Source organism: Streptomyces sp. NPDC048411, assembly GCF_040704695.1.
In the GTDB taxonomy this organism is placed as follows: Bacteria; Actinomycetota; Actinomycetes; order Streptomycetales; family Streptomycetaceae; genus Streptomyces.
The window spans coordinates 1-20,248 of record NZ_JBEZKL010000050.1 but is presented as its reverse complement, the minus strand read 5'-3'; the positions used below and the strand labels follow the sequence as shown (position 1 = coordinate 20,248).

At 68.9% G+C, this 20,248-nt stretch carries 20 protein-coding genes and 5 pseudogenes; 13 read left to right on the top strand and 12 right to left on the bottom strand.

Annotation, left to right across the window (positions count from 1 at the left end; translation table 11 throughout):
- The first annotated feature begins 30 nt into the window (after positions 1-30).
- Positions 31-2,238, top strand: a complete 2,208-nt coding sequence (locus AB0915_RS19330) for a DEAD/DEAH box helicase (RefSeq protein WP_366692236.1) — start codon at positions 31-33, stop codon at positions 2,236-2,238.
- A 30-nt stretch (positions 2,239-2,268) separates the two neighbouring features.
- Here the strand turns inward: AB0915_RS19330 and AB0915_RS19325 are convergent, their stop codons facing one another.
- Positions 2,269-3,282 carry a multicopper oxidase domain-containing protein gene (locus AB0915_RS19325; protein ID WP_366692235.1) on the bottom strand — a complete coding sequence of 338 codons (1,014 nt, stop codon included), beginning with the start codon at positions 3,280-3,282 and terminating at the stop codon, positions 2,269-2,271.
- Between the two features lie 248 nt (positions 3,283-3,530).
- Here AB0915_RS19325 and AB0915_RS19320 point away from each other — a divergent pair.
- Positions 3,531-3,809, top strand: a pseudogene (locus AB0915_RS19320) (glycosyl hydrolase); the annotation flags it as partial.
- 31 nt (positions 3,810-3,840) lie between these two features.
- Here AB0915_RS19320 and AB0915_RS19315 read toward each other — a convergent pair.
- Both AB0915_RS19315 and ligD read right to left on the bottom strand, forming a co-directional pair.
- The gene (locus tag AB0915_RS19315) at positions 3,841-4,923 is read right to left on the bottom strand and encodes an ABC transporter permease (protein WP_366692234.1); all 1,083 of its coding nucleotides are present in this window, start codon (positions 4,921-4,923) and stop codon (positions 3,841-3,843) included.
- Complete coding sequence (gene ligD, locus AB0915_RS19310) at positions 4,920-5,942, bottom strand: non-homologous end-joining DNA ligase (RefSeq protein ID WP_366692233.1); 1,023 nt, start codon at positions 5,940-5,942, stop codon at positions 4,920-4,922. Before ligD ends, AB0915_RS19315 begins: the two co-directional genes overlap by 4 nt.
- Positions 5,943-6,018: 76 nt before the next feature.
- Between ligD and AB0915_RS19305 the strand changes: the two genes are divergently transcribed.
- Positions 6,019-7,080, top strand: a complete 1,062-nt coding sequence (locus AB0915_RS19305; protein WP_366692232.1) for an ATP-dependent DNA ligase — start codon at positions 6,019-6,021, stop codon at positions 7,078-7,080.
- Positions 7,080-7,241 carry a hypothetical protein gene (locus tag AB0915_RS19300; RefSeq protein WP_366692231.1) on the top strand — a complete coding sequence of 54 codons (162 nt, stop codon included), beginning with the start codon at positions 7,080-7,082 and terminating at the stop codon, positions 7,239-7,241. Before AB0915_RS19305 ends, AB0915_RS19300 begins: the two co-directional genes overlap by 1 nt.
- Here AB0915_RS19300 and AB0915_RS19295 read toward each other — a convergent pair.
- The gene (locus tag AB0915_RS19295) at positions 7,238-8,254 is read right to left on the bottom strand and encodes an MASE1 domain-containing protein (RefSeq protein ID WP_366692230.1); all 1,017 of its coding nucleotides are present in this window, start codon (positions 8,252-8,254) and stop codon (positions 7,238-7,240) included. The genes AB0915_RS19300 and AB0915_RS19295 overlap by 4 nt on opposite strands.
- An 89-nt stretch (positions 8,255-8,343) precedes the next feature.
- The gene (locus tag AB0915_RS19290; RefSeq protein ID WP_366692229.1) at positions 8,344-9,174 is read right to left on the bottom strand and encodes a PP2C family protein-serine/threonine phosphatase; all 831 of its coding nucleotides are present in this window, start codon (positions 9,172-9,174) and stop codon (positions 8,344-8,346) included.
- A 633-nt stretch (positions 9,175-9,807) separates the two neighbouring features.
- Between AB0915_RS19290 and AB0915_RS19285 the strand changes: the two genes are divergently transcribed.
- The 3 genes from AB0915_RS19285 (at position 9,808) to AB0915_RS19275 (ending at position 12,153) form a co-directional block, all read left to right on the top strand.
- Entirely contained in the window at positions 9,808-10,071 is a 264-nt protein-coding gene (locus AB0915_RS19285; RefSeq protein WP_366692228.1) for a hypothetical protein, read from the top strand.
- 491 nt (positions 10,072-10,562) lie between these two features.
- Positions 10,563-11,096, top strand: a complete 534-nt coding sequence (locus AB0915_RS19280) for a hypothetical protein (RefSeq protein WP_366692227.1) — start codon at positions 10,563-10,565, stop codon at positions 11,094-11,096.
- Positions 11,097-11,313: 217 nt separating this feature from the next.
- On the top strand, positions 11,314-12,153 hold the full coding sequence (locus tag AB0915_RS19275; RefSeq protein WP_366692226.1) for a hypothetical protein: 840 nt from the start codon (positions 11,314-11,316) through the stop codon (positions 12,151-12,153).
- 224 nt (positions 12,154-12,377) lie between these two features.
- Here AB0915_RS19275 and AB0915_RS19270 read toward each other — a convergent pair whose 3' ends face one another.
- Complete coding sequence (locus AB0915_RS19270; RefSeq protein ID WP_366692225.1) at positions 12,378-13,115, bottom strand: phospholipase; 738 nt, start codon at positions 13,113-13,115, stop codon at positions 12,378-12,380.
- 162 nt (positions 13,116-13,277) lie between these two features.
- A complete protein-coding gene (locus AB0915_RS19265; RefSeq protein ID WP_366692224.1) occupies positions 13,278-13,823 on the bottom strand; it encodes a DoxX family protein in 546 nt (181 codons plus the stop codon).
- A 502-nt stretch (positions 13,824-14,325) separates the two neighbouring features.
- Here AB0915_RS19265 and AB0915_RS19260 point away from each other — a divergent pair.
- Together AB0915_RS19260 and AB0915_RS19255 are read left to right on the top strand one after the other, a co-directional pair.
- Positions 14,326-14,553 (top strand): annotated as a pseudogene (locus tag AB0915_RS19260) (hypothetical protein); the annotation flags it as partial.
- 774 nt (positions 14,554-15,327) lie between these two features.
- Complete coding sequence (locus tag AB0915_RS19255) at positions 15,328-15,492, top strand: hypothetical protein (protein ID WP_366692223.1); 165 nt, start codon at positions 15,328-15,330, stop codon at positions 15,490-15,492.
- Positions 15,493-15,528: 36 nt separating this feature from the next.
- On the opposite strand, the gene AB0915_RS19250 is transcribed toward AB0915_RS19255, so the two are convergent.
- Both AB0915_RS19250 and AB0915_RS19245 read right to left on the bottom strand, forming a co-directional pair.
- Positions 15,529-15,987 (bottom strand): YchJ family metal-binding protein, encoded by a 459-nt coding sequence (locus AB0915_RS19250; protein ID WP_366692222.1) that lies wholly within the window; start codon positions 15,985-15,987, stop codon positions 15,529-15,531.
- Positions 15,988-16,015: 28 nt separating this feature from the next.
- Positions 16,016-16,219: a hypothetical protein gene (locus AB0915_RS19245; protein WP_366692221.1), complete on the bottom strand. Its 204-nt coding sequence runs from the start codon at positions 16,217-16,219 to the stop codon at positions 16,016-16,018.
- Positions 16,220-16,381: 162 nt separating this feature from the next.
- Here AB0915_RS19245 and AB0915_RS19240 point away from each other — a divergent pair, with 162 nt between their 5' ends.
- Together AB0915_RS19240 and AB0915_RS19235 are read left to right on the top strand one after the other, a co-directional pair.
- On the top strand, positions 16,382-16,801 hold the full coding sequence (locus tag AB0915_RS19240) for a cupin domain-containing protein (RefSeq protein ID WP_366692220.1): 420 nt from the start codon (positions 16,382-16,384) through the stop codon (positions 16,799-16,801).
- Between the two features lie 76 nt (positions 16,802-16,877).
- Positions 16,878-17,555: a DUF4158 domain-containing protein gene (locus AB0915_RS19235; RefSeq protein ID WP_366692219.1), complete on the top strand. Its 678-nt coding sequence runs from the start codon at positions 16,878-16,880 to the stop codon at positions 17,553-17,555.
- Between the two features lie 245 nt (positions 17,556-17,800).
- Here the strand turns inward: AB0915_RS19235 and AB0915_RS19230 are convergent, their stop codons facing one another.
- From AB0915_RS19230 to AB0915_RS19220, 3 genes and pseudogenes are all read right to left on the bottom strand, one after another.
- Positions 17,801-18,421 (bottom strand): LysE family translocator, encoded by a 621-nt coding sequence (locus tag AB0915_RS19230; RefSeq protein WP_366692218.1) that lies wholly within the window; start codon positions 18,419-18,421, stop codon positions 17,801-17,803.
- A 66-nt stretch (positions 18,422-18,487) separates the two neighbouring features.
- Positions 18,488-19,215: pseudogene (locus tag AB0915_RS19225) on the bottom strand (transposase); the annotation flags it as partial.
- Between the two features lie 39 nt (positions 19,216-19,254).
- Positions 19,255-19,482: a hypothetical protein gene (locus tag AB0915_RS19220; protein WP_366692259.1), complete on the bottom strand. Its 228-nt coding sequence runs from the start codon at positions 19,480-19,482 to the stop codon at positions 19,255-19,257.
- Between AB0915_RS19220 and AB0915_RS19215 the strand changes: the two are divergent.
- Positions 19,381-19,982: pseudogene (locus AB0915_RS19215) on the top strand (transposase); the annotation flags it as partial. The gene AB0915_RS19220 and the pseudogene AB0915_RS19215 sit on opposite strands and share 102 nt — an antisense overlap.
- 38 nt (positions 19,983-20,020) lie before the next feature.
- Positions 20,021-20,248, top strand: a pseudogene (locus AB0915_RS19210) (IS5/IS1182 family transposase); the annotation flags it as partial.

Here is a 20,248-nt window from a genome sequence, read left to right as displayed (position 1 = left end):
CAGCGGGGCTGCGCGGACAGAGGTACGTACATGACAGAGGCCGGGGAGACCGGTACCGGGGCAAGGGACACCGGGGCGCCGACGGGGAAGGCAGCCCGGGAGCTGATCGCAGAAGCCGAACGGCTGCTCGACGCGGCGCGCGCCGTGCTGGCCGACCACACCCGCGCGACCGACGCCATACACGCCGCTCTCGCCCCGATCCTCGACTCCCTGATCCACCGTGAGCTGGCCGCGATCCCCGTCTCCCGGCTCAAGGACGTCACCGAGGGCCGGTTGCGCCTCGGCGCGGTCGAACAGGCCGGCTACACGACGGTCGGTCAGGTCCATGAGGCCAATCGGTACGAGCTCCGCCAGATCCCCGGCGTCGGTGCGCAGACGGCCGATCAGGCGCTCGCCGCCGCAGGCCAGATCGCGCACGCGGTCCGCGACACGGTCGCCGTCCGGATCGACGTGCAGGCGCCGGACGAGTCCACGACCGCCCTGGTCATGGCGTTGCACCGACTGGTCGAGGCCGGTCCGGACGTCCGGCGGGCCGTGGACGCGGCCCGCCGGCTCGTCGGGCGGCTGGAGCCGCTGCTCACCGAGGCCGGACCGGCCCGCGGGCGGTTGCGCATGCTGTTCGCCCGGCGGCAGGCCCGTACGGCGGCGCTCACTGCCGTCGCCTCTGTCCGGACCGTGGTCACGGAGGCGACGGGGCGCGGGCTTCCGCTGCTGTTCGGGCAGGTGTCGGTCGATCTGCTGCGGGATCCGGAGTCGGACCTCGCGGCATGGGTCGGCTTCGAGCTGCGGTCCGCCGAGTACTACAGCCTGCTCGCCGAGATGTCGGGCACGCGGCCCGACCGGGACGCCGCCGAAGGGTTCCTTCCGTCGAGGATCGCCGACCGGGTGCGCGGGCTGCGGCTCGACGATGCGCATCTGCGGGTCTCCCTGCGGGGCTACCAGTCGTTCGGTGCCCGCTTCGCCCTCGCACAGAAGCGGGTGATCCTCGGCGACGAGATGGGGCTCGGGAAGACCGTGCAGGCGATCGCCGCGCTCGCGCACCTCTCGGCGATGGGCGAGACGCACTTCCTGGTGGTCTGCCCGGCGAGTGTGCTGATCAACTGGGTGCGGGAGCTCCGGGCCCGGTCCACTCTGCGGGTGCTGCCGGTGCACGGCCCCGAGCGACAGGAGGCGTTCGCCGACTGGCGCGAGCGCGGCGGGGTCGCCCTCACCACCTTCGACGCCCTGCACACCCTCCCGGCCGCCCGGGACGGGGGGAAGCGGCCCGGCATGCTGGTCGTCGACGAGGCGCACTACGTCAAGAACCCCGCCACCCGCCGCTCACGCGCGGTCTCCGGCTGGGCGGGGCGCACCGAACGGGTGCTGTTCCTGACCGGTACGCCGATGGAGAACCGGGTCGAGGAGTTCCGCAGCCTGGTCCGCCATCTCCAGCCCGAACTGGCACCGTCGATCAGGACCACCCATGGAGCCGCCGGCTCGCACGCCTTCCGCCGCGCCGTCGCACCCGCCTATCTCCGCCGCAACCAGGAGGACGTGCTGACCGAACTTCCGGCGCTGGTGCAGGTCGACGAGTGGGAGGAGTTCAGCGAGGCGGATCTCGACGCCTACCGGGAGGCGGTCGCCGCCGGACAGTTCATGCGGATGCGCCGGGCCGCGTACGCCCGCCCGGAGACCTCCGCGAAGCTGAACCGGCTGCGCGAGCTGGTCACGGAGGCCGCCGGCAATGGGCTCAAGGTGGTCGTGTTCTCCTACTTCCACGAGGTACTCACCACGGTCCGGGAGGCCCTGGGCAACGGGGTGTTCGGGCCGGTCTCCGGCAATGTCCCGGCCGCCCGGCGGCAGGGGCTGATCGACGAGTTCAGCACGGTGGACGGCCACGCCGTCCTGCTGAGCCAGATCCAGGCCGGGGGCGTCGGGCTGAACATGCAGGCCGCGTCGGTTGTCATCATCTGCGAGCCGCAGATCAAGCCGACGATGGAGCACCAGGCCGTGGCCCGCGCCCACCGGATGGGACAGATACGCACGGTCCAGGTGCACCGGCTGCTCGCGACGGACAGCGTCGACCAGCGGATGCTGGACATCCTGGCCCGCAAGGAGCGGCTGTTCGACGCGTACGCGCGGCGCAGCGACGTCGCCGAGACGACACCGGACGCCGTGGATGTGTCGGACGGGAGCCTGGCCAGGCGCATCGTCGAGGAGGAACAGCTGCGCCTGGCGGCGGGGCCGACGGAACCCTGACCGGATTCTGTCGGCCTCGGTCCGTCGGCCTCAGGTCTTGTCGGTCATCGCCTTGTCGTTCATCGGCGGGTCGGCCTTCATGTCACGCATGGCATGGGGGTCGTAGCCCGGGACCGTGCCGTCCGCCTTGGCGACCAGCAACAGTCCGGCCATACCCATGTCGGAGTGGCTCTGCACATGGCAGTGGTACATCCAGGCACCCGCGCCCACGTGTTCGCCCGCGATGACCTGGAAGCCGAAGGAGTCCGCCGGGCCGACGATCTTCGTGTCGATGACGCGGCTCGGATCGTCGGGCCCGGCGAGCAGCCCGGTGCGGTTGTCCGCCCAGCGGTGACCGTGAATGTGGAACGTGTGGTAGTAATCGCCGTGCGTGATCATGACCACTTCGAGCCGGTCGCCCTCGGTGGCCTCGAAGTTGGGGCTCTCATGGGCCGGTCTGTTGTTGATCGTCATGTCGTTGAAGACAATCGTGATGGTCTTGTCCGGCAGGAAGTCGCCCTTGCGCCGGACGACCACGGGGCCGTACAGACCCTTGCGGATGCCGCCCGTGCCATGGTCCGTCCCGACGACATGGTCGTGGTAGTGCCAGTAGCCTGCGCTGCCGGGCCGCCACGTACCGTCCTTCCGGCGGCCCGGCGCGTGGGTGCGCCAGGTGTACGTACGCGTGCCGCCCGGCTCGACGATGCTGTTGTTCATCCGGGTGCCGTCGCTCGCGATGTCGTAGTCGACGCCGTGCACGTGCAGGCCGGCCGCCACATCCATCGTGTTCTCGAACTCGATGTGCAGGGTGTCGCCCTCGTTGATCTCGATGAGCGGCCCGGGGACCGTCGCCTTGCCCTTCTCCAGGCCGTACCCCATCCGACCGTCCGCCGTTTTCTCGGCGTACAGCTTGAGATGACGGATCACGCCTCCCGCCGGGGCGGTCCTCGGCGGTGGCTCCGCCGAGTTGGCCTCGATCGATCCGAGCGACAACGATGTCACACCGGTCACCGCCGCGACCCCGCCACCCACCAGGAACCGGCGGTTGAAGCTCCTTCGATCCATGTCGAACTCCCCACTGCTAGGCGGATGTTACGGAGACTTGCGCAGACCTTCGGGGCACAGGTGGCTCCCGGGCGGCCATACCCCAGCCCGGGGATCTTCGTTTCTTCACACTAAGGACAAATTTCGCGCCACTGCTGACATAGCCATGGGCGAGTCGCGAAAAGAGGTCCAGCTTCATCGGCTGTTGCAGTGACTCCATGCTGTTGCAGTGACCAAAGAGAGGTGGGTGACCACATGCCGCGCACCCGCTGACGTTCAGCGTCTCGGACCCGGAGTTCAACAACGACGTACAACTGAACATCCTCGCCAACCCCGGTGACGACCAGGGCGGCAGGCACAGGGTCGAGGTCACCCTCACACCCGGCCGGTACTTCTACCACTGCACCATGCCGGGGCATCAGGCGATGCAGGGCATTCCGACGGTGACCAAGGGCGGTGGCGATGCGGACACCACCGCACCGGGGACATCGGCGAAGGTCGACGGCGATCGGAACGCCGACGGCGCGTACGTCGGCCGGGCGCCCATTTTGTGAGCTCCTCTTAACCGCTCGGAGAAGGTCAGGATGCCATGGCCGCATGCTGAGGCATGTGGTCACGGCCTCCGGGGTGCCGGTGGCGCCATACCCAGAACACCGTGCAGGAGACCAGCGACCAGCCGGCGAGCACCAGGTACGGGAAGATCCGCTGGTGCCCCTGGTAGTAGACGGCGGCGTGCTGGGCGTTGACCGAAGCGCCTGGTGGGAGCCAGCGGCCGATGAAGCCCAGTACCGACGGCAGCAGCGGCCAGGACACCGCACCGCCGGAGGACGGGTTGCCGAGCAGCACCATCAGCCCCCAGGTGGGGATCATCGCCCAGCGCCCCATCAGGGTGTTGAACATGGTGAAGACCATGCCCGTGGTGAACATCGTGAAGGTGAGGATCATCCACGACTGGACAAACGGCAGATCGACGGAGCCGAGCAGCCAGTCCACCACGGCGGCGATCGTGAAACCGCCGAGCAGCGCGTACGCCACGGTGAAACCGATCCGCTCCAGCGGGTTCAGCCCTTTGGCGTGCACGCTCAGCTGGATGGCGCCGACGAAGCCGACGACCACCGCGGCGAGCGAGATGTAGAAGAGGGCGAGGCCACGCGGATCGCCCCGCTGCAGGGGCTTCACGTCGGTGACCTTGACCGGCACATGGGTCGCTTGCCCCACCTTCAGCGTGGACTCGGCGAGCAGTTGGGAGACCGAGGCCCCGGACGCGCTCGCGACATCCATGGCGACCCCGCCGTTCGCGGACCGCAGGACGGCGAAGACCTTCTGCTCCTCCAGCGCGGTGCGGGCCTCGGCTTCGGTGGCGTACTCGTGCAGCACCAGCGAGGTGTCGAGCGCGGCCTCCAGCCGGGCGAGGAAGACCTGGTCGCGCGGAGTGCCGAGTCCGCCGACCGCGGCGGCCGGGATGTTGCGCGGGGTCGGATTGGCCATCGCATACGTGTAGGAGCCGGCAAAGAGACCGGCCGCCGCCGCGATGATGAACATCAGCACGACGGCGGGCAGATACGGGGACTTCCTGAACACCGCCCACCGGCTGGCACCGCGGGTCCGGGGGCGGGCGTGTTCCCCGTGCGGTGTGACGGGCTCCAGATCGGGCGCGCTCATGCCTCCGCGTCCTCGTCGTGCCGGGCGCGGCTCGGCTGAACCCGCTTGGGTTCGCCGGGCATCTTCGGGTACTCCGGCGGGTAGGGCATGTCGCCGAGCCCGCGCTCCCGCTCGTCCCGGTCCGCCAGTTCCAGCAGCCCGTCGAGCCGGAAGGCGTGGTCGTCCATGTCCGCGTGCACGTCGCCGACCTCCGCGTACCGCTTCGGCATGGTGCGGATGTCGAAGTCCTGCGGCTCGGCGTCGTCGATCTCGTCCCAGCGCAGCGGTGCGGAGACCGGAGCGTGGGGGCGGGGCCGCACGGAGTAGGCGGAGGCGATCGTCCGGTCGCGGGCGGTCTGGTTGAAGTCGACGAAGATGCGTTCGCCGCGCTCCTCCTTCCACCACGCGGTGGTCACCCGGTCCGGCATCCGGCGTTCGAGTTCGCGGCCGGCCGCGATGGCCGCACGACGGACCTCGGTGAAGGTCCAGCGGGGTTCGACGGGGACGAAGACGTGGATGCCGCGGTCGCCGGAGGTCTTGGGCCAGCCGCGCAGACCGTGGTCGTCGAGGACGGCGCGCAGCTCATGGGCGGCGGTGACGGCGTCGGCGTAGTCCGTGCCGGGCTGCGGGTCGAGGTCGATGCGGAGCTCGTCCGGGTGGTCGGTGTCGGCTCTCCGCACCGGCCAGGGGTGGAAGGTGAGCGTACCGAGGTTGGCCGCCCACAGGACGGCGGCGAGTTCGGTGGGGCAGATCTCGTCGGCCGGCCGGCCGCTGGGAAAGGCGATGCGGGCGGTGGGAATCCAGTCGGGGAGGTTCTTCGGGGCGCGCTTCTGGTAGAAGAAGTCGCCGTCGACACCGTCGACGAAGCGCTGGAGTGTGGTCGGCCGGTCGCGCAGGGCGCGCGTGATCCCGGCGCCCACAGAGAGGAAGTACTCGGCGACGTCCCTCTTCGTGTAGCCCTTCTCCGGGAAGTACACCTTGTCGGGGTTGGACAGGCGTACTGCCCGTCCGTCTGCATCCAGCTCCACCGCTGCGCCCATGGGGGCCACGGTAGGCCGGGCTCCCATATGCCGCATATCGGGAGCCACATCAAGGTATCCGAGCAAGAATCGGCCCATGGACCTGCCGGTGATGCCACCCGTGAAGCCGATGCTCGCCAAGTCCGTGTCCCGAATCCCGCCGGGCATGCAGTACGAGGCCAAATGGGACGGCTTCCGGGCGATCGTGCACCGCGACGGCGACGAGGTGGTGATCGGCAGCCGCACCGGCAAGCCGCTCACCCGGTACTTCCCCGAGCTGGTCACGGCGGTCCGGGAGAATCTGCCGCCGCGCTGTGTGATCGACGGCGAGATCGTCGTCGCGTACGACGGGAAACTGGACTTCGACCGGCTCAGCGAACGTATCCATCCGGCCGATTCACGGGTGCGGCTGCTCGCCGAGAAGACCCCGGCCAGTCTGGTCGCCTTAGACATCCTCGCGGTGGGCGACGACTCGCTGCTCTCCACCCGACAGGCGGACCGCCGAGCCGTCCTGGAAGCGGCGCTGTCCGGTGCCTCGCCCCCCGTCCATCTCGCCCCCGCGACCACCGACCCGGCGGTCGCCCAGGCGTGGTTCGAACGGTACGAGGGTGCCGGGCTCGACGGTGTCGTCGCCAAGCCGCTGGATCTGCCGTACCGCCCGGACGTCCGCGTCATGTACAAGATCAAGCACGAGCGGACCGCCGACTGTGTGGTGGCGGGATACCGCTTCCACAAGAGCGGCCCGGTCGTCGGCTCGATACTGCTCGGCCTCTACGACTGCGAAGGCGTCCTGCAGCACGTCGGAGTCTGCGCGGCGTTCTCGATGAAGCGACGCGAGGAGCTGGTCGCCGAGCTGGACCCGTTGCGGACGGAGTTCGCCGACCATCCGTGGGCGACGTGGGCGGATGCCGCCGCCCACGAGACCGCCCGGCTGCCCGGTACACCGAGCCGCTGGTCCGGGAAGAAGGACCAGTCATGGGTGGCGCTGCGTCCGGACCGGGTGTGCGAAGTCGGTTACGACCACATGGAGGGCAACCGGTTCCGGCACACCGCCCAGTTTCGCCGGTGGCGGCCCGACCGCACCCCCGGGAGCTGTACCTACGCGCAGCTGGAAGAAGTGGTGCGGTACGACCTGGCCGAGGTGCTGTCAGCCCGCTGATGTCGCGCCCGACGGGGTGGCACAGGGGTCGTCGCCCGGGCCGGGGTGTCTCGCCTCCGGGCGGCGCGCTCGTCGCCGACTCCGTGCAGATCCCCGGTGAGCTGCTCGGCCTGATGTCCATCGGGGCGCGTACGGAGAGGGTGCCGGTCGGGCACCCCTAGCGTTCGTCGGCGTGGCCGTCCGCGTCGTCGGGGTCGTCGGACGTCAGCCACTGGTCGGTGACCGGGTGGTCCGACATGGCCGCCACTATGTCGGTGAGCCGCTCGCAGAGCCGATTGATCTCGTCGTGGGTGCGGTTCCGCTCGGTGATGACCGCCGCGAGCAGCAGCGCGGTCAGCGCTGTGGCGCCGTTGAAGGCCTGGAGCGTGACCATGTTGATGATGAGCTCCTTATGGGCGAACGGACCGGCCCCGCGAGTGGCGGCCAGAATCGCCAGCATGGAGACTCCGAGCGCAGACGACGCGGCGCCGGCGCGCTCGAATCGGAACGCGGCCCAGATGAGGAACGGGAAGACAAGGAAGAGCAGGGAGGCGCTGCTGCCCGTCACCAGCAGCGTGACCGTAAGGGTGCCGAGGAACAGAGCCGCCGCTTCGGCCCACCGCCGGGGTGCCACACCGCGTGGCCACCGCGCCTCGCGAAGGACGAGCAGAAACGGTGCGACGACCAGCACGCCCGTGGCGTCGCCCGTCCACCACACCGACCACGTGGGCCAGAAATCTCCTGCGGGCACGGTGCCGGAGAGCACCAGCACACTGCTGCCCACGCTCGCACTGATGAGCGTCCCGCCCAAGGCGCCGATGAAGACCAGCGCCAGCGCGTCGCGCAGCCGGTCCAGATCGTTGTGAAACCCCGCACGCTGCAGCAGCAGGTAGGAGCAAACCGATGCGAGCGTGTTTCCCACGGCAATGAGCAGAACAGACAGACCCGTCGGTCCGATGGCCAGGTTCACAAGAAAGGCCCCGATCGCAATGCCCGGCCAGACACGGAGCCCGAAGACGAGCAGACCGGCCAGGGCAATGCCGGTAGCGGGCCAGAGCGGCGTGACCTGGCCGCGCACCAATTGTTCGAGGAGACCCAGCCGGGCGGCCCCGTAGTAGGCGGCTGCGAGAGCGAGGACCAGGAGAGTTGTGGCGCCCTTGCGCCGAAGCTCCGGATTGGTCACCACGGCAGTCATCAGACACCACCTGGAAGGGCTCTACCGGCCAGGACGGGCCGGGAGCCACCTCGGTCGTTGCAGCGCGGAGCAGGCAGCGCGGGCCATGGCTACCCCGCGCCGGGCAGGCCGGCGTATCGGACGACGAGGACTGCGGCATCGTCGCAGTGGCCCGTCAGATCGGCCACCTTCACCACTTCACGAGCCAGGTCGTCGGGGTCGCCGTCGTAACCACTGCAGACCAGCCGTACCACCTCCTCCAGCCCCTTCTCGATCGGGCAGGCCGGTCCTTCCACCACCCCATCGGTGACCATGACCAACGATCCCGGCTCCGTCAGCCATCGTCGCGTCACCGGATAGATCTCACCGGGGAGTATGCCGAGAGGCGGACCGCCGCTGTCGAGGATGATGCCGGAGTGACCGGCGGACGTGGCCCAGACCATCGGGATGTGGCCTGCGCGGGATATGGCGAGCGCGCCGCTGAGCGGGTCGAAGGTCAGAAAGCAGCAGGTCGCGAAAAGGCCGCAGCCCATGGAAATGAGCAGATCATTGGCGCGGGTCAGCACCTCGCCCGGATCGGTCGTGGCGCAGGCGAGGGCCCTCAGGCTGGTGCGGGCCTGGCCCATGAAGGCAATGGCTTCCACGTCGTGACCCTGCGCGTCACCGATGGCGATCCCGACCGCCCCGTTCGTCATCGGAAAGGCGTCGTACCAGTCGCCCCCGACATCGAGACCGTCATTCGAAGGGGTGTAACGGGCCGCGATGGCCAGGTGAGGCAGCTGCGGAAGCTGGCGCGGGAGCAGATGGCGCTGCAACGCCTCGGCCAGTTCCGCACGCGCCTGCTGGATCCTGAGCCGCTCCAGCGCCTGGTCGACAAGACGCCCAAGGGTGAGCAGGGCTTCCTGGGCGCTGTCGGCATGGGTGGTGCGGTGTCGGCGCATGGCCCCTCCGGGGGCGTTCCTAGATGACCCGTATACCACCTTAGTTCTCTTCGTGCCGAGGGGCCCGGCTACTGGCTGACAGTGCAGGAACCCTCGAACGGGATACGGTCACCGCTCTTGATGCGGCTCCTCCGACGTAGGCGGATTACTCACAACCGGATCCGGCCCTGTCGGCGCCGAAGGGGCTGTCCCGTAATCCCTGGTGGATCAGCGCATAGAGGGTTCACTCGGAAGCTTCAAGCTTCCTCATACTCCAGCTGTAGATCACTCCTGTGCCAGTAGGCGCCTATGTTCTCCGCGGCTTGCGCGCTTTGCCCCGGCTGCCGTGTGGCCGGTTTCGGGCCCGGGCCGGCAGCGCCGCGTCGAACTCGGCCCTGCTTGTCACTGCTCTTGGTTCAGGCACGAGGCCCACTGGCAGGGGACCGTCCACCGCGCGATGCTGCACGTACCTCACACGAAGTCAACTTACTTACGAGTAAGGAGAAATACCCGGTCACTCTCAAACGGTTGCCAGACGGAGACGTTCTCCGTGAGAGACCCGGAACTGCTTCCCGTTACATAAGGAGGAGGCGACCGCCCATCCGGCGGCCGTCGAGCACCACCTCCTGGTCAACCGTCCGAGAAGGAACCCCGATGACCGCCTCGCACCTCCTCGTCCCCGTACCGATCCCGGACCGGGTCGCCGAACTGATCGGGTCCTGCATCCCGCCGCACATCATGCAGGCAGAGTTCGACGCCGAGTGCGCCGCCCGCGAGGTCCGCAGGTTCCGCGGCCCGCGGCTCTGCATCGAGGACCAGGCGGATCGCGAGCAGGCCCTGTCCGAACTGGCGCAGGCCAACAAGGTCCTGGCCGCCCACCACCCCCGGCTGGCGGTGCGCCCCGGCAGCTCCTGGTGACTCACCCGCATCCGACCCGACGGTCGCTGCCTCTTGCGTCTCCGAACCGCAGGCCGGCTCCGATGTCTCCGCGACGACCACCGCGGCCCCTTACGACGGCGCCCGCGAACGCCGGGCGCGAAGCCGGACGATGCGCCTGTGTCGCCCCCGATTCCACCCGGTTCAGAGGCGGCTGGATGCGCACACTGCGGGCTTGCGGATCGCTGTTGCCGGAGAGTGAGGCCCGACACCGGGCTGCTGGTGGGGTGGGCGGCCGCGGTCCGGCCGATGTCGAGACGGCTGAACTGCGCGGCTCCGGCTGAGGCATCGGCCAAGGAGGGTACGCAGCGGCGTGAGGGGCTCGGCGAGCGCCCCGGCCGCCCGTCAGCGCCGATCAAGATGCCGTTGGGGGTGGCCGGGTGAGACGCGAAACCATACGATCACGCGTGACCGGCGCACGGGGGGGCGACGTCGGCCACACCATCACACGCATGCCCCCGCAGGAAGATTCCATGCGACCAACCACCCTTTCCTCGCTGACAGTTGTCACAGTAATTGCCTCGGCACTGCTGAGTGCCGCGCCCGCCTCCGCCGAGACCGCAGCACCCGGGAAGGACGGCTGGGAGCCCGCCACCCCCACCCGACCGTACGACTACGCGGCCGGAGCCCGCTGCGACTTCCCCGTCCACACCGAACCGATCGTCGACGAGGTCGTGCAGAAGGTACTGGACCGCCGTCCGGACGGAACCCCCTCGAAGATCGCGTACAGGGGCGATCTGGTCATCCGGGTCACCAACACCGACACCGGCGCCTACTACGACGCCGATGCCGGTGGCAGCGCGATCATCGACTTCCACACCGACCGCTCGCAACTCTGGCACGTGGTCGGGCCGGTGCTCGTCGGCGTGGGTGAGAACAACGGCAATCTGCCACGCGGCGAATACCGCATCGACGGCATCTACACCCTCGCCATCAGCTCCACCGGGTACAGGACGCTGAACATGTTCCACGGGTCCACGGACGACGTCTGTTCGCGCATCGGCTGACGGTCGCTCCGGACAGCCGGAGGCCGGGGTGAACCGGACTGGAAGCCGGTAGACCCCGTAGGGGCCGGCGGCGAGGGCAGGCGAGAGAATGTCGGGCAGTGGCGACACGTGCGACTCCTGTGGGGCAGAGGTCAGGACGCTCCGACGTGGTGAACGGGCAACGCCATCAAGGTTATTGATCCACCGTCCGCCCCCCTACACCCCCTGGGAGAACCTCGTGCCTGCCGGTCCGCGCCCGTCCGTCCTCTTCGTCACCGACCTCGCGTACCAGGCGCGCGGCCGCCGCTACTGCGACGAGGACATCTTTCTCACCTCGCGGCTGCGCGAGGAATTCGATGTAGCGCTCTGTCATCCGCGCGACGCGGCCGCGCTGCTCGACGGCTTCGACGCCGTCGTTGTCCGCAACAGCGGTCCGGTGCTGCACTACCAGGAGGCGTACGACGCGTTCTGCGCCCACGCCCGCGAGCGCAAGGTGCCGGTGTACAACCCGCTGACCGGGCGCGGTGACATGGCGGGCAAGCAGTATCTGGTCGATTTGAGCGCCGCGAAGTACCCGGTGATCGCGACCGTGGACCGGGCGGGCGATCTGGGGCTGCTGCCCGGGGCGGCCGAGTATGTGATCAAGCCGAAGCTGGGCGCGGACTCCGTCGGGCTGCGCTTCGTCACGCCGGACGAGCTCGCGGCCGAGGTGGGCGCCGAGCCGGACGGCACCGTGCTCGTCCAGCCTAGGATCGACTTCCGCTACGAGGTGTCCTTCTTCTTCATCGACCGCGACTTCCAGTACGCGCTCTACGCACCGCACCCTGAGCAGCGCTGGGTGCTGGAGCCGTACGAGCCGACGGCAGCGGATCTGGACTTCGCCCGCCGGTTCGTGGAGTGGAACGACCTCGCACACGGCATCCAGCGCGTCGACGCGTGCCGGGCGGCGGACGGTGAGCTGCTGCTCGTCGAGCTGGAGGATCTCAATCCGTATCTTTCGCTGGACCGGGTGACGGACGAGGTGCGGGAGGCCTTCGTGGCCCGGATGAAGACGTCGGTACGGGCGCTGCTGCGCTGATCTGGCCGGCCGTCCCCCACATGCGGGCCCGGACCGTCTCCGGCGCCCGCACGGAGTGGGTCGAGGAATGGGCTCCAGGTCACGACACGGGCGGCGATTACGCCGAGACCGGACCGCCCCCGGGGCTGCCTCAGCGTCTTCGTCCGACTGACGGCTGTGTACGCCGGGTGGCGCGCTCAGCCGGGCGAACAGCTTTCCCGCACCTCGACAGCGTTGTCGGTACGTTACTGGTGGGGAATCGTCGTACTGACGTCGGGACGCGGACCGGCCCGGTCCGGAAGGTCCCCGGGCAACGTTTCCCCATGAGCCGGCGCAGGTACCGGCCCGCCCTGCAGGGCGAGGAAGGCTGCCCGCTCGACCAGCCAGCCTGCCAGGGCGGCCAGCGCGTCACGGGCGATTGCATGGCCAACCTGGTCACGCCGGGAGGTCGCAGGTGCCCCCGACTCGACGGTCAGGTAACGCCAGGTCCGGTCGAGCAGTTCGCGAGGAATGACCTGGTCGTGATCGCCTTGCGCGACGAAGACGGGCACTCCGGCGAGCCGTGCGGCATCGGTGGGCACTCCGGCCTCGAACGGCAACGTTCCGTACAGGATCGCCGCACCGGCGAACCGTGCGGGATCGTCCAGCAAAAGACCTCCCGCGAAGGCGGCTCCGCCGCTGAAGCCGATGAGAATGACCGGGCGGCCCGGCGGGGCGACGCCGTCGAGCCACAGCCGGAACCAGTCCATGGTGGCCCGCAGTGACTCCGCGACGGGTCGGCCGATACCACGGTTGGCAAACCAGGCAAAGCCGCCGTGTTCAGCGATAGGGGCGCGAACCGCCGCGTAGGAAAGACCACGGGGCAGAGCGTCCGCCAGCCCGATGATCTCGGTCTCACGCGAGCCGCGGCCGTGCAACAGAACGACCAGCGGCCCCTCCGCGTCTCCTCGGGTCACCACGACAGGCGTGTCGAAACGGCTCACGACGCGCCTCCCGTGTCAGTGCCGTGGGTCGGTGTCGCAGGAGTAGTGCTCACGAATGCTGTCCCTTCAGATGGTGGGGCCGAGCAGCGCCCGGCCGGTCCGCCGAGGCCGGTTGTTGTCGGCGGTGAGTGAGATGGCGAAGTCCGCAGCGAGCAACTGTGGTCAGTTACGGATGAGCAGCACGAGAGAAGCGGTCACGGCGGCAAGCACCAAGGCCGCGACGCCGTATGCAAGCCGATGGGCCCGCAGCCCGGGGAGAAGACGGTCGACGGCGAACCTGCCCGGCCCGGTGAGGGCCAGCCCGGCCGCACCTGCGGACAGCAGGAGTTCATACTCGACACCCGTCGGGGCGAAGAAGCCGCCGCCCCACTTGACTGCGAGCGCGTTGATCATTGTGCCGAGCACGGCCGCGCCCGCGAGTGGCGTGAGCAGCCCGAGCACAAGGCCGAGTCCGCCGAGGACTTCACTGAGTCCGGCAATCAGCGCCATGGTTTCGCCGGAAGGATAGCCACTCATGGTGAAGAACTGACCAACGCCTTCAAGCCCGCCGCCACCGAACCAGCCGAAGAGTTTCTGCGCGCCGTGAGCCGCCACCGTCAGGCCGAGGACCAGGCGCAGGATCAGCAACCCGACATCGTAGGCGTACAGGGAGGGGCCCTCCGGGCGGGAGCCGGAGGAGGGGCGGGTGGTGCGCAGGATGGAGGTCATTTTTTACACGTGCCCTTCCAGAGGGAGCGGAAGTTGAACTTTCAAGCGTTACCCAAGCGTACCTGTTGCGTGAAAATTCAAGCAACTTCTGCTGGTCGTCAACGGTCGGCGTTCGCCGGCACCGGAGTCGGGCAAGGCGGTCGCGGTGACGCCCTACTGCGAGGACAACCGGTGCCGTAGGGGCGGGATCGAGGACGTCGTCCGCGCGGGAGTGTGCCTGTTGCTGGCCACCGTGCTGCTGTGGGCGGTGCTGTGGCTGCTGCTGCGCGGGCGACGCAATCCGCTGACGATGGCCAGGCAGTGGCTGGCACCGACGCTCGCGCTGGGGGCCGCGAGCGGTGTCGGCGCGCTGGTGACGCTGATCGCGCCGCGGCCCGAAGCGGTGGTGCGGGGCTTCGCGGTGGCGGCGGTGGCACTGCTGGTACCGGCCCTGCTGGGGCTGCGGTGGTGGACACGGACGCGGCTGCCGCGCACGTGCGAGGTGGAGCCGGTCGAACCGGTCGTGGCGCACGCGGTGGACGGCGCGGTCGCTGGCACGGGCCCGTACGGCGGCGCCTTTCGCGACCTTCTCGTGACCGATGGCCGGATCGCTGCCATCGATCCCACGAACCGGCCAGAACATGTTCACGTCGTCGAAGGTGGCGGCGCACTCGCGCTGCCCTCACGGGTCGACGCGCACATCCATCCTGACAAGTCGACCTGGGGGCAGCGCTGGCTGAGTGCTGACCCGCGGGCTCAAGGTTCACACTTTGATCAGCTGGGGGCGCCGTTCTCGACGGCTGCTGCGAGCGCCTCCCGCAGGGATTCGTAGGTGGGAGCAAGCGTTCGTAGCCCTGTCTCCAGCGCCAGATCGTCTCCAACGGTGAGCGGAAGCTGCAGGCCTCCCACGATCCGCGCCTGTTCGGCGGCGAGGTTCGCGGCCTTGGTCATGCCCAGTGTGCTCAGGCATGTGGCTGCGTCGATGAGTCGCCGCGCGCCGAGGCGGACGCCGAACGCCTCCAGCAGTGCGCGGTTGCCCGGTGCGAGTCCCCGGGCAACCTGTGACGCCAGGGCATCGATTGCGGCTGCGCCGCCGAGTGGTCATCCAGGTGTGGTGACGGCTTGTGGAGCTCGGTCACCCACGGGGCGGGGTCGGCAGGGCTTGCGAGGGAGCGGGCGCGGGCAGGAGTCCGATGTCGTGGGGAACGGCACGCCTTCCAGTGCAAGGCCTCACACAGTGGGAAGGTCAAGCGTTTGCATCAGGGCGGCGCGGACGACCTCGTTGTCCACGTACGGGTATTACCGACCCCGCGCCGAGCGCGTAGCCGTACGGAGCCCATCCACGAGCCGAGACACCCACCGGCCGCGGGGCCGCCCACAGGTCGAACTCGTCCGCGCCTGCTGCAGCAGCACGGCGAACCAGTGACGACCGTCGTCGGTCAGCCACGGCGCCTCCGCCCGCAGACGGCACCACGACCAGCCACTCACGGCAGCCTCGTTGTGCGACGCGCCGCCTCACTGGCTGATGCTCACACCGCCCGCACTGCTGGGCTCAGACGAGGGCAGGACGGGGCGCTACCGGATCGGCGGTGAGGGCGTGCCCGAGACTCCGTCGGCACATCTGTCGTACGCGGATCTCGCGGTGGCGCAGGTGGACGAGGCCGAGAAGCCGGCGCTCCACCGCGCGTAGGTGTCCGTCTTCAACTGAGCCGGGCACGAGCAGCGGTCAGTCGATGAAGACCGCCGTCGCGTAGACCCAGGCGCCCTCGTGCCGGACGAACCGGCTCTTCTCATGGAGCGAGTCCGGTCGGCCGTGGTCCATGTAGTGGGCGCGAAAGGTGACCGTGCCCGTGGTGTGGAACGCGCTGCCGTCCGTCGTCTCCAGGATCTCCAGGCGCACCCAGCGCATTCCGGAATCGAAGTCGACCACGGGCGGCCGGGTGTCCAGGTGCCAGGTGCGGAGGAGGTACGCCGCGTCCCGGACGACGAAGGCGGCGTACCGCGAACGCATCAGCGCCTCGCAGGTCGGCGCGGCGGCAGTCCCGGCGTGCAGTCGTCCGCAGCAGTCGGCGTACGTGGCGGGCAGGCCGCACGGGCACGGCGAAGCCGGAGTGATCGCGGTCACCGGGGCGTTCCGGGTGCTCGCGGCGTTGGGCTGCCGGGGGCGTGTGCTGCGTCGGGACATGCGTCCATTGTGACCTGTGGCGGGCGGGTCAGTACTTCAGGGTGAACCTGCGCCGGTACTCGGTGGGGGTGAGCCCGGTACGGCGGCGCAACTGGGCGGGCAGGTTCGTCGCCGTACCGAGTCTGCCGACGCGGGTGACCTCGAGTCCGGCGACCCCGCCGAGCTGGAAGAAACCGTGGTGCATCCGCACGGTCGGGGTCCCGGCGCGGGACTCGAAGTCGTACCAGGGCACGGGCAGCTCGGGTAGCGTTGCCGAAGAGTTCGGTGGCTACGCTCATCTCGAAGGGGGCGGAACCGACCGAGACGATCATCACGACCCGATGCGAAGATTCTTGCGCCCCATTCCGTGCCTAGCACTCCCCCTTCGTGGGGCCCAGCGCCGAGGATGGGGATCATGAGCGATGACACGACGAAGGCCGGCCCGGACCCCATCCTGCTGAGCGAGGCCCTCACGACGTTCGAGACCCTGTGGAGCCCGCGGATCGTGACCCGCGTCAACGACTACGACGTACGGGTCGCGAAGGTGCGGGGCGACCATGTCTGGCACGTCCATGACGACACCGACGAGTTCTTCCTCGTCCTCGACGGCACACTGGACATCGCCCTGCGTGAGGACGGCGGCGAGCGCACGGTCACGCTCGACCGGGACGCGGTGTTCGTCGTCCCGCGCTCCACCTGGCACAAGCCGTTCTCGGCGGACGGCGCCTCGCTGCTGCTGTTCGAGCCGTCCGGTACGTCGACGGTGGGCGACCGGCACGACAACGTACCCGAGCATGTCGACGCGACGACCGGGCACGCCTTGGAGGCCCCGTAGTCCTAGCTCGGACACCAGGGAACAAGTAACCCACCGGTAGATTTCTGCGGGGCAAGACGTCCGTTTCCCTGCCGCCGTGCGCCTCGTTGGGCCGCTCGGTGAATCCCCGACAGGTCGACGACAAGGGGCGCGCGTGCGTCAGGAGTGGTCGCCGGAAGACGTGGTGGCGTGCTGGACCCTGGTGGACGGCGACCGGGACCTGGTGGCGAACAAGACCGGGCCAACCCGGCTCGGCTTCCGCCTCATGCTCAGGTTCTTCGAGATCGAGGGCCGGTTCCCGGAGTTCATCGAGGAGTTCCCGCAGCCTGCGGTCGAATACGTCGCAGAGCTGGTGAAGGTGCCGACGGCTGAGCTCGCGAAGTACGACCTGGCTGGAGCGAAGCGGCACCGGAAGCAGATCCGCGAGGTGCTTGGGTTCTGGCCGTCGACGCTCGCGGATGAGGAGCGGCTGACCGCGTGGCTGGCGGCGGAGGTTTGTCCGGTCGAGCTGGTTGAGGACCGTCAACGGGAGGCTCTGCTGGTGCGGTGCCGCGTCGCCCGGATCGAGCCGCCGGGCCCGACGCGGGTCGAGACCTCGATGCTCGCCCTGCACCTGCTCCAGAGCGGTCTCGTCCACATCAACACCCTGCTGCTGCGGCGGGTCCTCGCCGAACCGCAGTCGGCGGAGAAGTTGAGCGCGGAGGACCGGCGCGGGCTGACTGCCATGTTCTGGTCGAACATCAATCCGTACGGCACGTTCCATCTAGTGCTCTGACCTCATTGGTTCGCCAGGTTGGTGCTCGTGGCGGTTGGATGTGCGGTGAAGTCTGATGCGACCGCTGGATGCCCGGGGCGGGCCAGCCGGACTGCAAACGGTCCAGCGGGGAGTCCACCGGATCCTGCGCCACTATGGAGCCGCTCTTAGCTTAGAGTCTCCGCCAGTAGGTAGTGGCAGGAAGAACGGTTGAGCACGTTACGCCTCGGCGGTCTGGTCAGACTTGACCATGGCGTCAGCCGTCGTCAGCTCTCGATAGCCATCCGAACACCAAGAAGGACCAGCACAGTGCCGGAGACCCGCTCGAGGCGCTGGCGTACCTTGGCTCGGGAGATGATCTTCTTCATTCGGCCGACGAACCATACGTATAGTCCGTAGTAGCCGACCTCGAAGACGGCCCAGATGGCCGCCAGTCCGATCATGGTGGGCAGATGAGGGGCGCCTGCGGGCACGAACTGTGGCAGGAAGGACATTGCGAACACTGCGGCCTTGGGGTTGGCGAGGTTCAGCAGCAGGCCCGAGCGGTACGAAGCCCAGCCCGAGTGCACTGCCTGTGCATCCTGGCTCTCCTCTTTTCCCTGCTCGCCACGGGCGTCCAGCAGCGTCTTGATACCGAAGCCGACCAGAGTCACGGCACCGGCGATCCGCATGATGTCGTACGCCAACTGGGAGGCCGCGAGCAGTGCGGTGAGCCCGAGTGCCGCAATGACACCCCAGATGAAGACGCCAGTCTCGTTGCCCAGCACTGTGAGGAAACCGGCACGCCGGCTGCGCAGGGACTGTCGGATGATCAGCATCGTGCTCGGGCCCGGCGAGGCAGCGATCAGGGTGCAGGCGCCGAGAAAGGCGAAGAGGGTGCTCAGCATGCGCCCCATCGTGGAGTCCCGCTGCCGATCGTGTCCATAGGCCCCCTTGGAGGACGGGGGGCGAGACTATCGGATGCGGTAGCTGCGGGGGCGGGTATGCCAGCGGTGAGTGAACCAAGCGCGGCGGATCAGGCTGCGGACGGTGATGACGGCGGCGGCCAGGGCGAGGAAGAATGCCACGCATCGCCGGCGGCGTTCAGTGCAGCGGCGAAGCTTGCCGAAGTTGATCATCCACGAGTTCGTGCGCTCCACCACCCAGCGGTTGTTGGCCTGGATGGGCGTCTTGGCGCCTCGTTCGGCGATCTGGGCGACTACCTTCCGGGAGGCCAGGTCATCGTGGACGACGCGGTAGTCGTAGCCCGCATCCAGGCTCAGCCTGGGGTTGGGCGGCAACGGTCCGATTGTCGTCTGCAACAGGGTGAGTTGGTCTAGAGTGGCGGGCAGCAGGGTGCGGTCGGGCGTATTTGCGGGCGCCGGCTCGGTGACCAGGGGTATACCGTATCCGTCGGTTAGCTGGGAACGCTTGATGCCCTGCTTGGCCCGGTCCACCGGGCTCTTGCCCGCGCACCCGCCTCCAGTTGGGGACTTGGTGATGCAGCCATCGGCCGACAGGTGTTCCAGCCTCAGCCCGACCATGCGATCGTAGGCGGCCAGCGTCGCCAAGCGCAGAGCCTCGGCCGCCCCGGCGGCAATCCACTCTCGGCGATCGCCTGGTAGGAGCAGCCGAATCGCAGGAGCTGCAACATCTTGTCGAAGACGATCCGGTCGCTGATGCGTGGGCGATGGCAGCCCAAGGTCAGCCATGATGGCCGATCGGTTGACCTGCGCTCGACTCACACCCGGTCATTCTCCGGAGTTGCCGCCCGCAGCACCTCGCTCGCGCCCTTGGACACCGGCTCGCCGTGCGGGACGCACAGCGCTTCCACATCCAGCGACGCCAGCCGCCGGAAGGAACCACGCCGTTGCCGCGGGCGGCCGACGGGCGCCTCATGCTCGCGGTGGACGTGAGCAACTGACTGCGGCCCGATGCTCCAACGCGCCCGGACCTGCTGTTCCGCCACGTCTACGAGCGAGGCCGCAGTGTCGACAGATGATTCCCGGCTGGCCCTACTCCTTCGGTGCCGCACTGGAAACGGGACGGACGTCGTGGACCGCGATCCTGGACGCGATCCGGCTGGGTCCGGCTGACGACGCCACCGCGGTGACCGCTGATCAGCTCCGCGAGGTCGTCACCCGACTCATCCGCGCGGGCCACTGGCGGCCGGGCCAGGCGGACATCCTGATCGTCATGGACGCCGGCTACGACGTGACGCGCGTGGCCTACGTCCTGGCCGACCTCCCGGTCGAACTCGTCGACCGCCTGCGTTCGGACCGGGTCATGCTCCGTGACGCCGGCCCGCGACGCTCCACGCGACGAGGCGGGCAGCCCCGCAAGCACGGCGGTGTCCTCACTTTCGCCAAGCCGGAGTCCTGGCACGCCCCCGACCAGGCAACCACCTGTGACACCACCCGCTATGGCCGGGCCGACGCCTTCGCCTGGGACCGGATGCACCCCCGCCTGCAGGCCCGCGGCCCAGGCTCGACCACTGCGGTCTGTCGGAACTCGGCTTCACCGGCGAGATCGCCCGCAAGGGCGTGCCCGCTCCGATCCAGGCCGGCAAGAGATGGGTGGTCGAGCGCAGTCACGCGTGGACGAACGGCTACGGCGAACTCCGACGTTGCACCGAGAAGTGCAGCCAGGTCGTCGACCTCTACCTCTAACTTTCCGCCACGATCGTCACGCTCCGTATGGTCATCCGCCGCGCCACTCCGCTCTACCGCTGGGAC

Coding starts and splice junctions, on each gene's coding strand:
- AB0915_RS19330 (WP_366692236.1), top strand. CDS start 31: ATGACAGAGGCCGGGGAGACCGGTACCGGGGCAAGGGACACCGGGGCG.
- AB0915_RS19325 (WP_366692235.1), bottom strand. CDS start 3,282: ATGGATCGAAGGAGCTTCAACCGCCGGTTCCTGGTGGGTGGCGGGGTC.
- AB0915_RS19315 (WP_366692234.1), bottom strand. CDS start 4,923: ATGAGCGCGCCCGATCTGGAGCCCGTCACACCGCACGGGGAACACGCC.
- ligD (WP_366692233.1), bottom strand. CDS start 5,942: ATGGGCGCAGCGGTGGAGCTGGATGCAGACGGACGGGCAGTACGCCTG.
- AB0915_RS19305 (WP_366692232.1), top strand. CDS start 6,019: ATGGACCTGCCGGTGATGCCACCCGTGAAGCCGATGCTCGCCAAGTCC.
- AB0915_RS19300 (WP_366692231.1), top strand. CDS start 7,080: ATGTCGCGCCCGACGGGGTGGCACAGGGGTCGTCGCCCGGGCCGGGGT.
- AB0915_RS19295 (WP_366692230.1), bottom strand. CDS start 8,254: ATGACTGCCGTGGTGACCAATCCGGAGCTTCGGCGCAAGGGCGCCACA.
- AB0915_RS19290 (WP_366692229.1), bottom strand. CDS start 9,174: ATGCGCCGACACCGCACCACCCATGCCGACAGCGCCCAGGAAGCCCTG.
- AB0915_RS19285 (WP_366692228.1), top strand. CDS start 9,808: ATGACCGCCTCGCACCTCCTCGTCCCCGTACCGATCCCGGACCGGGTC.
- AB0915_RS19280 (WP_366692227.1), top strand. CDS start 10,563: ATGCGACCAACCACCCTTTCCTCGCTGACAGTTGTCACAGTAATTGCC.
- AB0915_RS19265 (WP_366692224.1), bottom strand. CDS start 13,823: ATGACCTCCATCCTGCGCACCACCCGCCCCTCCTCCGGCTCCCGCCCG.
- AB0915_RS19255 (WP_366692223.1), top strand. CDS start 15,328: ATGCTCACACCGCCCGCACTGCTGGGCTCAGACGAGGGCAGGACGGGG.
- AB0915_RS19250 (WP_366692222.1), bottom strand. CDS start 15,987: ATGTCCCGACGCAGCACACGCCCCCGGCAGCCCAACGCCGCGAGCACC.
- AB0915_RS19240 (WP_366692220.1), top strand. CDS start 16,382: ATGAGCGATGACACGACGAAGGCCGGCCCGGACCCCATCCTGCTGAGC.
- AB0915_RS19230 (WP_366692218.1), bottom strand. CDS start 18,421: ATGCTGAGCACCCTCTTCGCCTTTCTCGGCGCCTGCACCCTGATCGCT.